Here is a 14,814-nt window from a genome sequence, read left to right as displayed (position 1 = left end):
CATCGTACGCTCGGCTCTCCGCTGCCGGGATTTTGCTGGAGGGGTAAAAAGGGCCTAGCTATCAAAGGACCTAACTGGCAGCCGCCCAAGTTCATGACAGAACAAAGATACATTTGAAAACTGGAGCCACCAGCCGCGAAGGCTGGTGGCTTCGTTACCTTCAAATCGAATACTTCTGCAAATTCGCCATCATTTCCTTCAATGCTTCAATATTGTCCTTCGGATGCGCCGCGCCTTCGAAATCACAAATCTGCTGCCAGTGCGCCGCCACATCCTCTGGCGAGAACCCCTCGCGCGGATCGAAGCCGGCACCGAGGCTGCGTTCCCAGCGCACCTTGCCCATCCAGCCGCCGCCGACTTCGAACAGGCCGGACGTTTCCTGACATTGCTCGCTGGCCAGATACACCACCAGCGGGCTGACCAGTTCCGGCTTCAGTTGCTCGAATACTTGCGGCGGGATCAGGCCCTCGGTCATGCGCGTGCCGCCGGTCGGGGCGATGGCGTTGACCAGAATGTTGTTCTTGCGCCCTTCGATCGCCAGCGTTCGGGTCAACCCGTACAGCCCGAGCTTGGCCATGCCGTAGTTGGACTGGCCGAAATTGCCATAGATGCCTGAAGTCGATGCAGTGAAAATCACGCGACCGTAGTTTTGCTCGCGCAGATGCGGCCAAGCGGCACGGGTAACCTTGTAGGCGCCTTCGACGTGGACGCGATAGACCAGATCCCAGTCGGCGTCGTCCATCTTGTGAAACGACTTGTCGCGCAGGATCCCGGCGTTGTTGACTACGACGTCGACGCGGCCGAAGGCATCAAGGGCGTTCTGTACCAGTTTGTCGCCGTCAGTCACCGAGTCGTGGTTGGCTTCGGCAATACCGCCGGCCTCGCGGATTTGCGCCACTACGCGGTCGGCAGCCGAAGCGTTGGCGCCCTCGCCCTGCGTCGAGCCACCGAGATCGTTGACCAGCACTTTGGCGCCCTGCCTGGCGAACAGCAGCGCATGCGCACGACCGAGGCCGCCACCGGCGCCGGTCACTATCACGACTTTATCTTCGAAACGCACAGGTTCATTCATCGCGGCAACTCCAGCAGGCCAAGGGATATTGCCCCGAGTGTCAGGCACGGCGCTTTGGGTCACAACGAACACGGCTGCGGCTGAATGGTGGGCGATAAGGCTGAGGGATGATCGAGTGTCAGGACGCCGAGAGCCCGTGCTCTCGGCGAGAATCAGGAGTACGCCACTTTGCGCGGAGGCAATACCAGACGATCGCGGAACGCCAGATAGTGCTTGAGTACCAGCACCGGCGCCTCGGTTTGCGGATAGTGGCCGATGCCGGGTAAGAGCACGGTGTCTGCATCAGGGATCAGTTCGCGATATCGCTCGACCATGTGCACGCCGGAGATCGGGTCAAATGCGCCGTCGATCACCCGCAAGGGAATGTCACCCTGCTGCATGGCCGTCACCCAGCGCTCACGTTGCACCCGGCGCTCGGGAATGTAAGTGATCAATTTGTGCAGGATGCGCGGGCCATGGTTGCTGTCGACCAGACTCCAGTAATCATCCAGTTCGCTTTCAGTCGGCTGGGTCTGCGGGCCGAAGATCTGCCGGAAACCTTTGACCAACGCCTCACGACTGAATGCGCGACCAAGCAGCCAGCCAATCGGACTGAGCAGCAGTTTCTGCATCAGCAGCGGACGATGGGTTTCCGGAAACAGCCCGCCGTTGAGGAACACGCAACTGGCGACTTCGATGCGCTTTTCGTAGTGCCGCGCGAGCAGTTCCTGAGCGACGCTGTCGCCATAGTCGTGGGCAAGAATATGCACCGCTTGTTCAACCTGCAGATGGGCGAGCAGCGCCTGTTGCAGATCGGCCTGTTCCAGCAGGCTATAGGTGTGATTGCGCGGTTTCGCAGAATCGCCGAAACCGAGCATATCGCAGGCGATCACCTGATAACGCTGGGCCAGTGGCTGCCACAAGTAATGCCAATCCCAACTGGCGGTGGGGAAACCGTGAATCAACAGCAACGGTTCACCCTGCCCGACTGTCCAGTAGCGGATCGACTGGCCACGAAAGACAAAAGTCCGGCTGCGCTTGCGCCAGACACACAAAGGAATCTCGGCAAGTGGCATTAGAATTTATACCCCGAATCCTGCAGGTCGAGTTTGCGCAGCAGCGCCGGCCACGCCAGCGCGCCGCCCATGCCCTGCGCGCTCTTGGTGACGCCGGCAATCATCGCTTTGGCGCCGGCGAGAATCTGCGGTTCGATGGCGATCAGTTCGGTCCCTCCAGTCTGCGCCATGACCTGAATGTCGCAGGCCCGCTGGAAAGTGAACATCATCAGAAAAGTGTCGGCGATAGTCCCGCCGCAGGTGAGCAGACCGTGGTTGTGCAGCATGAGGAAACTGTTGTCGCCGAGATCGGCTTGCAGGCGCGCCTTTTCTTCATGATTCAGGGCCACGCCCTCGTAGGCGTGATAGGCCAGGCTCGACAACACGAACAACGACTGTTGACTGATCGGCAACACCCCCTGCCTTTGCGCCGACACCGCAACGCCTGACGCGGTGTGCGTATGCAGCACACAAACCACATCGTGGCGCACCTCGTGGACGGCGCTGTGAATGGTATAGCCGGCGGGGTTGATTTCGTAGGGGCTGTCCATGAGTTTGTTGCCGGCCTGATCGACTTTCACCAGGCTTGAGGCGGTAATCTCGTGGAACATCAGGCCAAACGGATTGATCAGGAAATCTTCAGTGCCGGGCACCTTGGCCGAGATATGCGTGAAGATCAGATCGTCCCAGCCGTGCAGCGCGACCAGACGGTAACAGGCGGCAAGATCAACGCGGGTCTGCCACTCGGCAGCGCTGACCTGATCTTTGACGTTCGGCGACGATTGGACGGGGGCTACGCTCACTGTATGCACCTCTGCGTTCTTCTTGTTCTGCTCGTGTCAGCAGTCTAGTCAGGCGCAGGGCATCGCGTAGTTGCATTGGCAGCCAGCTTGATGACTGAACGAGTCAGCCGGGCAAACAGCCTGGATCCGTTGCAATGCAACAACGCTTATAAGGTGCAGCGATTATTGCCCGCAATCAGCCTTTGAGCGCTTCAATCAACTGCGCCAGCCACGGCTCGGCATCGGTTTCCGGCGTGACGCTTTCGCTGGCGTCGATGCGCAGCATTTCCTGAACCTCGTTTACGCCCAGTTCGGCAAACAGTTCGCGCATCTGCTCGCCACCGCCGCAGAAGGTGTCGCCATAGCTGGCATCACCGAGGGCGATCACCGCGCCGGGCAGGCCCCGCAACGAAGCAGGCAACTGATCGCGCAGCATCGAATACAACGGTTGCAGGTTGTCCGGCAGCTCGCCCATGCCAGTGGTCGAAGTGACGGCCAAAAGAGCCTCAGGAGCGAACGCCTGAATATCGGCCAGCGCGGCCCGCGAGTTGTAGAAGGTTTCAAAGCCGGCGGCTTTCAGCAGGTTCTGGGCGTGGCGGGCGACTTCTTCGGCGGTGCCGTAGACTGAACCTGAGAGGATGGCGACTTTCATCAATCTGATCCTGGAACTGAAAAAAAGAGCCGCGATAGTAACAGCCCATGCCGCGAAGTTGCGATTGGCTCTCAATGCAAGCGGATGGCCTATAGACAGTCCGCGGCTTTCTTCTAGAATGCCTGCCACTGACATAACGGAAGGGATTCTCGGATGATCAACGCCAGCCTGCTGCAAATGGTGATCAATGCGTCGAATGACGGAATCGTGGTCGCTGAAAAGGAAGGCGAGCAGGACAACATCCTTATTTACGTCAACCCTGCCTTCGAGCGCATGACCGGTTATAGCAGTGAGGAAATCCTCTACCAGGACTGTCGTTTTTTGCAGGCTGGAGACCGTGATCAACCAAGTCTGCAACTGATTCGCGAGACATTGCGTGAAGGCGGTTCCTGCCGGGAAATCCTGCGCAACTATCGCAAGGATGGCACGCCGTTCTGGAACGAATTGTCATTGTCGACGGTAAAGAATGCCGAGGACGGGCAGACTTATTTCATCGGCGTGCAGAAGGATGTAACGCTTCAGGTCAAGGCGCAGCAGCGCGTTGCACAGCTGGAAGCTCAAGTGGCGGCGCTGCAAAGCGAGCTGGCGGCACTCAAAGCGACGAACGGCGCAAACAAAACCGCGAACTGACGGTCATTAACTACAATCACCAATGACTTTGTAACTATTCACTTCGAGTTAGCCATGCAGCGCGACGCCCTCCTCACCCAGGACGAGCTGGATTTCATCCAGACAATGCAGCACAACCCGCAACTGAACGTGCGGGATGCGACGTCGAGTCTGCTGGTTAATGGTGGTTCGCAGATCCGTGACCTGCTGACACGTCTGGCTGCTCACGAGCAAGTGACGATCCAGGCCAACTTCGAAAATCAGCAGATGACCTTCCCGCTGCATCTGGTGGAAGACGAGTTCCACGCGCTGCATCTGCGTCTCGGCGTGCCGAGCATCTATGAAGACGGCCCGATGGTGCGGCCGTGGCGCCTGGTATTGGAAGAGCCGGTGGCATTGGAAAACGCCAAAGGGCAGCCCGGCACGCTGTGGGTGCACGAGGTGTCGCACAAAGGTGTGTTGCTGGAAGTGCGCAACAAGACCAAACCACCGAAACATTTCGCCCTGTGGTTCAGCCCTTCCGGTTATGAGCGCATCTCGTTGCGCGGCCATTTCGAGCGTGAAACCGAGCAAGGTTTCTTCGCCTACGAACTGAGCCAGACCGATGCCGACGAAACCGAGCGCCTGCGCCAGTTCATCCTGCAGCAGCATCGCCTCACCCACCCCGCCCTGCACGCCTGAGTTTCAGGTATCCAGTTTGCCTGCCATGAATTGCTTCATGCGTTGACGCATTGTTGCGCCCTCATTCCCTAGACATGCAACGGATGAACCGGCCAGACTGTCTTCGGCCAGTTCCGAGGCATCGCCGGCCAACATCAATTGGCAATCGAGGCTCAGTGCCAGACGATTCAGGCGCCGGGGCAGCTCTGGACCGGGGGCATGATTGGAAAACAGTACAAGTGCGTCAGGCTTGACCTTTTCGCAGACCAGCGTCAATTCATCGAACGGCTGGCCCGTGGTCAGCACCCGCACGCCAGAATCGTTGCCGCTGAGAAACAGCGCCGCGACCAGCAACTCAAGCTCTCTGCACTGCCCCGCGAGCGCGCTGACAATCACCCGGCGCGGTTGCGCACCCCGCAACATGACAATGCGCTGCAGTACACGCACCCTGAGAAATCCGTCGAGAAACAACCATTCGCTGGTTTGCCCGAAAGCGTCCTGGCGCTGCAGCAGTTGACGCCACAACGGCATCAGAATGGCTTCGAACACCACCGGCAGCGCGTACGACGAGAAAATCTGCCCGTAGACGCGATCCAGCTGCTGATCGTCGAACGCACTGACCGCCTGCTGAACCTGCTCCTGCCATTGCTTGTAATCAGCCTGCACATGGTCATCGGGGATAAAGTTTGCCAGCACCTTCAGAGGCTCTGTCTTCGCCAGGATCTTGCCGACTTTGCTCACGGCCACGCCGCGATCGATCCAGTCGACAATGCTGCGCACGCGCTCGATATCGTTCATTGAATACAAACGATGCCCGCTTTCGGTGCGCGTCGGCTGGATGAGTCCATAACGGCGCTCCCAGGCACGCAGGGTCACCGGGTTGACGCCGGTCAGGCGCGCCACTTCGCGGATGGGAAACAGCTCTTCGCGCTCGATCGTGCCGAGTACTGTTGAAGCCGGGCGAGTGTCCGTGTTTACAGGCATCTGGCGGTCAACTTCCATGTCGGTTCATTGGATCCCATTTTAAACATGATGGACTGGAAACCTTCAAGTAGTGATCTGCGACGAAAGTGGCTGGTTTAATCGACAAAATCAGGAATAATCCTTGCTTGTTGTAAAGCGCAAGCCTCTACCCCGGCTTGCGTCAGGCGAAGCTCTTACCCGGAGCGACGCACTCGAAATACGGAGATACAAAATGTCTACTTCCCCCGTCACGCTAATGGTAGCGCGTCGCGTCGCCGATGGCCGTTATCACGATCTTATCGCCTGGTTGCGCGAAGGCGAGCAACTGGCCACCGACTTCCCCGGCTACCTGGGCTCCGGCGTCCTTGCGCCACCGCCCGGTGACAACGAATTCCAGATTATCTTTCGCTTTGTCGATGAGCAGACCCTGCATGCGTGGGAATACTCGGCGTCGCGTACCGCCTGGCTGAATCGTGGCAGCGATCTTTTCGAACATCCCAAAGAGCACCGGGTCAGCGGCATTGAAGGCTGGTTTGGTGCTGCCGGCCAACGCCCGCCGCGCTGGAAACAGGCCGTGGCGATCTGGCTGGCGTTTTTTCCGGTGTCGCTGATATTCAACTTTGCCCTCGGCCCGCTGCTCGCTGAGCTGAGCCTGTTGCCGCGCATCTTGATCGGCACGGCGTGCCTGACGCCGCTGATGGTATATTTCTTCATCCCGTTGTCGACGCGTCTGCTGGCGAACTGGTTGAACAGCACGCCGACGAGGCCATTGGCTGGCGCACCGTCGGCGCAGAATCGCTGATCTGCAGCGGGCGGCGAGCCTGTTATAGTTTTCGCTTCAACCGCGATGCGAGCCGCCCATGCCAGATTCCGCAGCCCCGATCCTCATCACCGGCGCCGGCCAGCGTGTCGGTTTGCACTGCGCGCAGCGCTTGATCGAGGATGGCCACCCGCTGATTTTCACTTACCGCACCGAGCGACCGGGCGTACAGGCCCTTCGCGATCTTGGTGCGACAGCGCTGTTCGCGGACTTTTCCAGCGAGGCCGGGATTCTTGCCTTCATCGATGCGCTGAAAGCCCACACCGACAGCTTGCGCGCCGTCGTGCATAACGCCTCCGAATGGCTGGCAGAAACCCAGGGCAGCGAAGCACAGGCCTTCAATCGCATGTTCAACATTCACATGCTCGCGCCTTACCTGATCAACCTGCACTGCGCCGAGTTGCTGCAGCGCTCGACGCCTGCCGACATCATCCACATCAGCGACGATGTCACCCGCAAAGGCAGCAGCAAGCACATCGGTTATTGCGCCAGCAAGGCCGGGCTCGACAGTCTGACCCTGTCGTTTGCCGCGCGCTTTGCGCCGGCCATCAAGGTTAACGGCATCGCCCCGGCGCTGTTATTGTTCAACCCCGAAGATGACACGGCGTACCGCACCAAGGCGTTGGCCAAGTCCGCGCTGGGTATCGAGCCGGGCAGCGAGGTGATCTATCAGAGCCTGCGCTATCTGCTCGACAATCCCTATGTCACCGGCACGACCCTGACCGTCAACGGCGGCCGGCACGTCAAATAGGCCGTCCCGCTTCGGCCGCGAGTCGAGTAAGATCCACCTGAACGCCTGCAATAGACTGGACGGAGCAAATCAATGCCACAACTTCAACCGGGGATGGCGCGCATCCGGGTCAAGGATCTGCGCCTGCGCACCTTTATCGGCATCAACGAGGACGAAATCCTCAACAAGCAGGATGTGCTGATCAACCTGACCATTCTGTACGCGGCTCAGGAAGCGGTGCGTGACAACGACATCGACCACGCGCTGAATTACCGCACCATCACCAAGGCAATCATCGCCCACGTCGAAGGCAACCGCTTCGCGCTGCTCGAACGCCTGACCCAGGAATTGCTCGATCTGGTGATGACCAATGCATCGGTGCTGTATGCCGAAGTCGAAGTCGACAAGCCCCACGCGCTGCGCTTCGCCGAATCGGTATCGATTACGCTCGCAGCGAGCCGCTAGCTTCAAGCTTCAAGCCGTAAGCGTTAATCTAACGCCCCCCACAATTCAATCTTGCAGCTTGTAGCTTGCCGCTTGAAGCTGTCTCGAAGAGACCCTTATGACCGAGCAACAACGCCTGGAACTCGAAGCCGCCGCCTTTCGCCGACTGGTCGCTCACCTCGACAGCCGCAAGGACGTGCAGAACATCGACCTGATGAACCTCGCCGGGTTCTGCCGCAACTGCCTGTCGAAATGGTACAAGGCCGAAGCCGACCAACGTCAGATCGAGGTCAGCCTCGATGACGCCCGCGAAGTGGTGTACGGCATGCCCTACGCCGAGTGGAAAGCCCAATACCAGCAAGAAGCCAGCGCCGAGCAGCAAGCAGCGTTTGCCAAAGGAAAACCCAATGACTGATCTGAACACCCTGCGCGCCAGCCTCAAGAGTGGCGAGCATGCTTTCGCCGACACCCTGGCGTTCATCGCCGCCGGTTATGACTACCAGCCGCAAGCATTCAACAACGGCGGCGTGGAAAACGCTGCCGGGCAGAACGAAGGCTCGTGCAAGACCCTGGGTCTGGCACTGCTGGAAGGCTTGAGCGATGAAGAAGCGCTGCTGGCTTTCGGCGAGCATTACCGTTCGGTCCTGGCGACGCCCGAGGGCAGCGATCACGGCAATATCCGCGCGTTGATCAAGCACGGCCTGGCCGGGGTTGAATTCAGCGCCCAACCCTTGACCCGCCGCTGATCCCCAACGGCCACACATAACACCTGTGGGAGCGAGCCTGCTCGCGAAGACGGACTGACATTCAACGTTGATGTCGACTGATACACCGCTTTCGCGAGCAGGCTCGCTCCCACACTGGATGCGTGGCGACTGCGAATCTCGGGCACAAAAAAACCGGCCAATCTGGCCGGTTTTTTTTATGCCCTGCGGTCTTAGAACGTGGCGTTCTGCAAGCCGTCCAGGTAGCGCTCGGTGTCCAGTGCCGCCATGCAACCGGCGCCGGCCGAGGTGATGGCCTGACGGTAAACGTGGTCAGCCACGTCACCGGCAGCGAAGATGCCTTCGACGCTAGTGGCAGTCGCATTACCTTCACGGCCGCCCTGCACAACCAGGTAACCGTCTTTCAGCGTCAACTGGCCTTCGAACAGCGAAGTGTTCGGGGTGTGGCCGATGGCGATGAACACGCCGTCGACTTTGATCTCGTCGAAGCTGCCATCATTGTTGCGCAGGCGCGCACCGGTCACGCCCATGTTGTCGCCGAGGACTTCGTCCAGGTTGGCGTTCAACTTGAGAATGATCTTGCCTTCAGCCACACGAGCGTTGAGCTTGTCGATCAGGATCTTCTCGGCGCGGAAGGTTTCGCGACGGTGGATCAGGGTCACGGTGCTGGCGATGTTGGCCAGGTACAGCGCTTCTTCGACAGCGGTGTTGCCACCGCCAACCACGGCGACCGGCTTGTTGCGGTAGAAGAAACCGTCGCAGGTTGCGCAGGCCGACACGCCTTTGCCCATGAACGCTTCTTCCGACGGCAGGCCCAGGTAACGCGCACTGGCGCCAGTGGCGATGATCAGCGCATCGCAGGTATAGACGGCGCTGTCGCCGGTCAGGGTGTACGGCTTGGCAGCGAAGTCCACGGCGTTGATGTGATCGAAGACGATCTCGGTCTCGAAACGCTCGGCGTGCTCGCGCATGCGCTCCATCAACACCGGACCGGTCAAGCCATGAACATCACCCGGCCAGTTGTCGACTTCGGTGGTGGTGGTCAGTTGACCGCCGGCCTGCATGCCGGTAATCAGCAGTGGCTTGAGGTTGGCGCGGGCCGCGTAGACCGCAGCGCTGTAACCGGCGGGGCCGGAACCGAGAATGATCACTCGCGAATGACGGACTTCAGACATGAATCTGCTCCTGTTGGCCGGCCATGAAAAAATCTGGCGCGGACGCCGGACGGCCGGCGGAATAAAAAAGGACCGTGGACACCTTGGGGAAGGCTTGAACTCGACAGTCCTGTAAAAAGTTGGGTGCAGCGTATCGAGGGGGGCAAGATTAAGGAAATACGGTTTAACAATCCAGCTCATAGGTGGTCTCTATGCCGAGACGGTGACGAGATAGACCTCTTTGTTACAGTGAATGTCGATTGCTCTGCCGCGCTTTCGCCGCTGGGGCAAAGTCGGTAACGTCGGCGCGATTTCCCTTGCTTCGGAGCACCTTATGCCCGCCCCTGTTCTGTCAGGCCCGCAATACCTGCGCGAAGGCCTCAAACTGGTCCTGAGCCCTGGCCTGCGCCTGTTCGTGTTGTTGCCGCTGGCTATCAACCTGGTGCTGTTCGTCGGATTGATCTATCTGGCCGGCCACCAGTTCAGCCTGTGGGTCGACACGCTGATGCCCTCGTTGCCTGAATGGCTGAGTTTCCTCAGCTATATCCTCTGGCCGCTGTTCGTGGTCCTCGTGGCCTTGATGGTGTTTTTCACCTTCACCATGCTCGCCAACATCATTGCCGCACCGTTCAACGGTTTCCTCGCGGAAAAAGTTGAAGTGGTGGTGCGCGGCACCGATGATTTCCCGGCGTTCAGCTGGGGCGAACTGGTCGCGATGATCCCGCGCACCCTCTCCCGGGAAATGCGCAAGCTCGGCTACTTCCTGCCGCGCGCCATTGGCCTGTTCATCCTTTCGTTCATCCCGGTGGTAAATATCGTCGCCGCGCCGTTATGGCTGCTGTTCGGCGTGTGGATGATGGCCATCCAGTACATCGACTACCCGGCGGACAACCACAAACTGGGCTGGAACGAGATGCTCGCCTGGCTGCGGCAGAAGCGCTGGCAGAGCATGAGTTTTGGCGGGATCGTCTATCTGGTGTTGCTGATTCCGGTGGTCAACATCCTGATGATGCCAGCGGCGGTGGCCGGAGCGACATTGTTCTGGGTGCGCGAACGTGGCGCCGAAAACCTGGTGATACAGCACTGACCGCGTCACAAATCCATCATCCGATCGTAACAAGCTCGACATGGCCTCAGCCGACACTGAGGTCATGACGACAGCTCTACATATCACCCTCATCAGCGAAACCTTCCCACCGGAAATCAACGGCGTGGCCAATACCCTTGGCCGCTTGTGCGAGGGTTTGCGCGCACGAGGGCATCAGGTGGAGCTGGTGCGCCCGCGCCAGGCCGGTGATCCACAACGCAGCGAAGACGATGCACTGTTGCTGTGTCGCGGATGGCCGCTGCCGGGCTATCCGGGGCTGCAATGGGGCCAGTCGTCGATGCATAAACTGCTGCGCCGCTGGAAACGCCAGCGCCCCGATGTGCTGTACATCGCCACGGAAGGCCCGCTGGGATTGTCAGCACTGCGCGCCGCACGGCGCCTGGGGATTGCGGTGGTGAGCGGCTTTCACACCAACTTCCAGCAATACACCAGCCAGTACGGCCTCGGTCTGCTGACGCGGATGCTTACCCACTACCTGCGCTGGTTTCACAATCGTTCGGCAATGACTTTAGTGCCGAGCGCCAGTCAGCGCCTGGAGTTGGAGCGGCGGCATTTCGAGCGGCTGGCGTTGTTGTCGCGGGGTGTGGACAGCCAGTTGTTTCATCCGAGCAAACGTCAGAGCGCGTTGCGTGAGCAATGGGGGCTCTCTGACACGGATATCGCGGTCATCCACGTAGGAAGGCTCGCCCCGGAGAAAAATCTGGGCCTGCTCAAACGCTGCTTTGAAACCCTGTGTGAGACTTATCCACAGCGCCATCTGAAGCTGATCGTGGTCGGTGACGGCCCGCAGCGTTCGGCGCTGGAAAAAGAATTGCCGGAAGCGATCTTCTGCGGCGCGCAGCGGGGTGAAGTACTGGCGGCGCACTATGCCTCAGGGGATCTGTTTGTATTTCCCAGCCTCACCGAAACTTTCGGCAATGTGGTGCTGGAAGCCCTGGCTTCGGGACTTGGCGTTATTGCTTATGACCAGGCAGCGGCGGCGCAGCATATTCGCCATGGCTACAACGGCGTTTCGGCAATGCCCGGCGATGAGCAGGCGTTTTGCGAAGCGGCGGCGTGGTTGCTGGAGGAAGATGAACGGTTGCGTTGTGTGCGGCTGAATGCGCGGCAGCATGGCAGTCGCCAGGGCTGGGCGGCGATTATCGAGCAATTCGAGGGGTATTTGCGGGGGGCTTGTGTGGGGGAGTTGGTGGTGCCTGGGGCTCAGACACAACCATAGATTTGCGTCGACATAGAAACAGCGTTCGCGAGCAGGCTCGCTCCCACATGGGCACCGCATTCCTTCATATGAAATGCAGTAGAGGGTGGGAGCGAGCCTGCTCGCGAAAAGGTCGAACTGGCGCTGCTTAAACCAGGGTCATCAACGCCTCACGACTGAACGGCAGAATATCCTGCTCACGTCCTTCACGGACTTTCTGCGCCCAGTCCGGATCGACCAGCAGCGCGCGGCCCACTGCTACCAGGTCGAACTCTTCTTTGTTCAGACGCTCCAGCAGATTTTCCAGGCTGGCCGGTTGCGCGACCTTGTCGGTGTTGACCATGAACTGCAGGAACTCGCCGTCCAGGCCGACGCTGCCCACGGTGATGGTCGGTTTGCCGGTCAGCTTGCGGGTCCAGCCAGCGAGGTTCAGATCCGAGCCGTCGAACTCCGGCTCCCAGAAGCGTCGGGTCGAGCAGTGGAAAATGTCCACGCCAGCGTCAGACAGCGGCTTGAGAAACTCGCCCAGCGCTTCGGGAGTTTGTACCAGACGCGCGGTGTAATCCTGCTGCTTCCATTGCGAGAAGCGGAAGATGATCGGGAAACCCTCACCGACAGCCGCGCGTACTGCTTGAATCAATTCGATGGCAAAACGCGAACGGTTGGCCAGGCTGCCACCGTATTCATCGCTGCGCTGATTGCTGCCTTCCCAGAAGAACTGGTCGATCAGATAACCGTGAGCGCCATGGATTTCCACACCGTCCATGCCGATGCTTTGCGCATCTTTGGCAGCCTGGGCAAACGCAGCGATCACGTCCTGGATGTCCTGCTTGGTCATGCCGTGAACCACGACCTGACCGTCCTTGAGTTTTTCCGACGGACCGTAGCCCGGCACGCTGGCGTCCGGCTCGGTGCCGAGGCGGCGTACGCTGCCGACATGCCACAGTTGCGGGACGATCTTGCCGCCCTCGGCGTGCACGGCGTCGACAACTTTTTTCCAGCCGGCCAGCGGCGCGTCACCGAAAAACTGCGGCACGTTTGGATAGCCATTGGACGCGATGTGGCCGACCGTGGTGCCTTCGGTGATGATCAAGCCAACCCCAGCGGCCGCACGACGACGGTAGTACTCGATGACTTTGGAATTCGGCACGCCGCCCGGGGAGAACGAGCGGGTCATTGGCGCCATGACGACGCGGGTCGGCAGTTCGAGGGCACCGAGATGGAACGGTTTGAACAGGGCTTTAACGGGCATCGAGAGGCTCCACGAAAACATTGGCGACAGGCATGAATCGATATGACGCCGATAATATTGAGAGTCGAGAGCTCTGAACAGCATTATTGATTTTGGTGATTAAGGATCAAAAGATTGAAAAGCAAAAGATCGCAGCCTTCGGCAGCTCCTACACGAGATTGGTGTTCTCCCTGTAGGAGCTGCCGAAGGCTGCGATCTTTTGATGCTGCTTTTCAGCCCAGCGCTTTTTCAATCGCATGCACGATCGTCGGATCATCCGGCGCCGTGCGCGGCGAGAACCGCGCCAGCACCCGGCCGTCCTTGCCGAGCAGAAACTTCTCGAAATTCCAGGTGATGTCGCCGGGAAACTCGGCGCCCTCGCCCGCCAGCAGGCGATACAACTGATGCCGTTCGTGGCCGTTGACTTCGAGTTTGCTCGCCAACGGGAACGTCACGCCATAGTTGAGGCTGCAGAATTCCTGGATTTCCTTTTCCGAGCCTGGCTCTTGACCGGCAAACTGGTTGCACGGCAGGCCCAGCACAGTGAAGCCTTTGGCCTTGTATTGCTGGTAGAGGTTTTCCAGTGCCGCGTACTGGGGGGTCAAGCCGCATTTGGAGGCCACGTTGACCACCAGCACGACTTGGCCCTTGAACGGCGCCAGCGGTAGCTCCTGACCATCCAGGCCGGTCAACTTAAGGTCGTGAAAAGCACTCATGCCGAACTCCAGGATTCTCGTGTTCTACTCGAAACAGCCACTTGGCGAGGCCACCAAGGACAGCCGCGGACTAAAAAGGCGCCCACAGGCGCCTCTCCAGTACTCGAAGCTTAGCGCAGAAAATCAGTGGTGATGGCCACCTTCGCCATGGACGTGACCATGAGCGATTTCTTCCTGGCTGGCGTCACGGATATCAACGATCTTCACCTTGAAGTTCAGGCGCTGACCGGCCAGAGGGTGGTTGCCATCAACGGTGACGTCGTCGCCGTCCAGGTCACGAATGGTGACGATCTGCATCTGGCCGTCCGGCGCCGAAGCGTGGAACTGCATGCCGACTTCCAGCTCGTCAACGCCTTCGAACATGCTGCGGCTCAGGGTGCTGACCAGCTCGGCGGCGTATTCGCCGTAAGCATCTTCCGGCTCAACGGCCACTTCCAGCTCGTCGCCGACAGCTTTGCCTTCCAGGGCTTTTTCCAGGCCCGGGATGATGTTGCCTGCACCTTGCAGGTAAACCAGCGGAGCGCCGCCGGCGGAGCTGTCGATGACCTCACCAGCGTCGTTGGTCAGGGTATAGTCGATGGAGACAGCCTTATTGGCGGCGATCAGCATGGGGCGAGACCTTTTGCATAAGAATATAGAAAGGCCAAGTTTAGCGAAGCAATCGCGTGAAAGCGACCACAACCCGGACAAACGGGTTTCGACCATCACCGGCTTCCATCAGGACGAAGAAGGCCATTGGGTGGTCGAGCTTTCCTGTGGCCACACCCAGCACCTGCGCCACCAGCCGCCGTGGCAAACCCGCGCCTGGGTCCTGGATCCGGCGCAACGTATTGAAAAAACAGGTCAACCCTTTGCCTGCGGTTGGTGTGCACAAGGCTCGGTTAGCGCTAACCTTGGCGACTGAATTTCGGTAGTC

At 59.4% G+C, this 14,814-nt stretch carries 19 protein-coding genes; 10 read left to right on the top strand and 9 right to left on the bottom strand.

What is annotated here, in order from left to right:
* Positions 1-160: 160 nt before the first annotated feature.
* The 4 genes from AB4N41_RS13285 to AB4N41_RS13270 all read right to left on the bottom strand — a co-directional run bounded on the left by AB4N41_RS13285 (position 161) and on the right by AB4N41_RS13270 (position 3,540).
* Complete coding sequence (locus tag AB4N41_RS13285; protein ID WP_041478004.1) at positions 161-1,072, bottom strand: SDR family oxidoreductase; 912 nt, start codon at positions 1,070-1,072, stop codon at positions 161-163.
* Between the two features lie 152 nt (positions 1,073-1,224).
* The gene (locus tag AB4N41_RS13280) at positions 1,225-2,127 is read right to left on the bottom strand and encodes an alpha/beta fold hydrolase (protein WP_150636130.1); all 903 of its coding nucleotides are present in this window, start codon (positions 2,125-2,127) and stop codon (positions 1,225-1,227) included.
* A complete protein-coding gene (locus AB4N41_RS13275; RefSeq protein WP_150636128.1) occupies positions 2,127-2,909 on the bottom strand; it encodes a class II aldolase/adducin family protein in 783 nt (260 codons plus the stop codon). Before AB4N41_RS13275 ends, AB4N41_RS13280 begins: the two co-directional genes overlap by 1 nt.
* A gap of 175 nt (positions 2,910-3,084) precedes the next feature.
* Positions 3,085-3,540 carry a flavodoxin gene (locus AB4N41_RS13270; protein WP_041478001.1) on the bottom strand — a complete coding sequence of 152 codons (456 nt, stop codon included), beginning with the start codon at positions 3,538-3,540 and terminating at the stop codon, positions 3,085-3,087.
* Positions 3,541-3,693: 153 nt separating this feature from the next.
* Between AB4N41_RS13270 and AB4N41_RS13265 the strand changes: the two genes are divergently transcribed.
* Entirely contained in the window at positions 3,694-4,170 is a 477-nt protein-coding gene (locus tag AB4N41_RS13265; RefSeq protein WP_252877463.1) for a PAS domain-containing protein, read from the top strand.
* A gap of 54 nt (positions 4,171-4,224) precedes the next feature.
* Complete coding sequence (locus tag AB4N41_RS13260; protein ID WP_024011639.1) at positions 4,225-4,830, top strand: hypothetical protein; 606 nt, start codon at positions 4,225-4,227, stop codon at positions 4,828-4,830.
* Between the two features lie 3 nt (positions 4,831-4,833).
* Here AB4N41_RS13260 and AB4N41_RS13255 read toward each other — a convergent pair whose 3' ends face one another.
* A complete protein-coding gene (locus tag AB4N41_RS13255; protein ID WP_252878154.1) occupies positions 4,834-5,793 on the bottom strand; it encodes a MerR family transcriptional regulator in 960 nt (319 codons plus the stop codon).
* 211 nt (positions 5,794-6,004) lie between these two features.
* On the opposite strand from AB4N41_RS13255, the gene AB4N41_RS13250 reads away from it, so the two are divergent.
* From AB4N41_RS13250 to AB4N41_RS13230, 5 genes are all read left to right on the top strand, one after another.
* Complete coding sequence (locus AB4N41_RS13250) at positions 6,005-6,574, top strand: antibiotic biosynthesis monooxygenase (protein ID WP_041477999.1); 570 nt, start codon at positions 6,005-6,007, stop codon at positions 6,572-6,574.
* 58 nt (positions 6,575-6,632) lie between these two features.
* Positions 6,633-7,343 (top strand): dihydromonapterin reductase, encoded by a 711-nt coding sequence (gene folM / locus AB4N41_RS13245; RefSeq protein WP_252877462.1) that lies wholly within the window; start codon positions 6,633-6,635, stop codon positions 7,341-7,343.
* Between the two features lie 72 nt (positions 7,344-7,415).
* Positions 7,416-7,787, top strand: a complete 372-nt coding sequence (gene folX, locus AB4N41_RS13240) for a dihydroneopterin triphosphate 2'-epimerase (protein ID WP_016771653.1) — start codon at positions 7,416-7,418, stop codon at positions 7,785-7,787.
* 97 nt (positions 7,788-7,884) lie between these two features.
* On the top strand, positions 7,885-8,181 hold the full coding sequence (locus tag AB4N41_RS13235) for a DUF1244 domain-containing protein (protein ID WP_039759325.1): 297 nt from the start codon (positions 7,885-7,887) through the stop codon (positions 8,179-8,181).
* Positions 8,174-8,512, top strand: coding sequence for a HopJ type III effector protein (locus AB4N41_RS13230; protein ID WP_252877461.1), 339 nt, complete (start codon positions 8,174-8,176; stop codon positions 8,510-8,512). Before AB4N41_RS13235 ends, AB4N41_RS13230 begins: the two co-directional genes overlap by 8 nt.
* A 191-nt stretch (positions 8,513-8,703) precedes the next feature.
* Here AB4N41_RS13230 and trxB read toward each other — a convergent pair whose 3' ends face one another.
* Positions 8,704-9,666 (bottom strand): thioredoxin-disulfide reductase, encoded by a 963-nt coding sequence (trxB, locus tag AB4N41_RS13225; protein ID WP_016771656.1) that lies wholly within the window; start codon positions 9,664-9,666, stop codon positions 8,704-8,706.
* 313 nt (positions 9,667-9,979) lie between these two features.
* Between trxB and cysZ the strand changes: the two genes are divergently transcribed.
* Together cysZ and AB4N41_RS13215 are read left to right on the top strand one after the other, a co-directional pair.
* A complete protein-coding gene (gene cysZ / locus AB4N41_RS13220; RefSeq protein ID WP_252877460.1) occupies positions 9,980-10,732 on the top strand; it encodes a sulfate transporter CysZ in 753 nt (250 codons plus the stop codon).
* Positions 10,733-10,772: 40 nt separating this feature from the next.
* Complete coding sequence (locus tag AB4N41_RS13215) at positions 10,773-11,972, top strand: glycosyltransferase family 4 protein (RefSeq protein ID WP_252868813.1); 1,200 nt, start codon at positions 10,773-10,775, stop codon at positions 11,970-11,972.
* A 127-nt stretch (positions 11,973-12,099) separates the two neighbouring features.
* Here the strand turns inward: AB4N41_RS13215 and AB4N41_RS13210 are convergent, their stop codons facing one another.
* From AB4N41_RS13210 to AB4N41_RS13200, 3 genes are all read right to left on the bottom strand, one after another.
* Positions 12,100-13,203 (bottom strand): NADH:flavin oxidoreductase, encoded by a 1,104-nt coding sequence (locus AB4N41_RS13210; RefSeq protein ID WP_252877459.1) that lies wholly within the window; start codon positions 13,201-13,203, stop codon positions 12,100-12,102.
* A gap of 212 nt (positions 13,204-13,415) precedes the next feature.
* Entirely contained in the window at positions 13,416-13,898 is a 483-nt protein-coding gene (locus AB4N41_RS13205) for a glutathione peroxidase (protein ID WP_150742794.1), read from the bottom strand.
* Positions 13,899-14,021: 123 nt separating this feature from the next.
* A complete protein-coding gene (locus tag AB4N41_RS13200) occupies positions 14,022-14,507 on the bottom strand; it encodes an FKBP-type peptidyl-prolyl cis-trans isomerase (protein WP_056782966.1) in 486 nt (161 codons plus the stop codon).
* Here AB4N41_RS13200 and AB4N41_RS13195 point away from each other — a divergent pair.
* Complete coding sequence (locus AB4N41_RS13195; protein ID WP_076565878.1) at positions 14,476-14,802, top strand: DUF3565 domain-containing protein; 327 nt, start codon at positions 14,476-14,478, stop codon at positions 14,800-14,802. The two genes, AB4N41_RS13200 and AB4N41_RS13195, sit on opposite strands and share 32 nt — an antisense overlap.
* Positions 14,803-14,814 lie beyond the last annotated feature (12 nt).

The sequence above is a fragment of the Pseudomonas sp. S2_A10 genome (assembly GCF_054668465.1).
The sequence above is the reverse complement of the archived record's forward strand: the minus strand, read 5'-3'. Positions and strand labels throughout refer to the sequence as shown.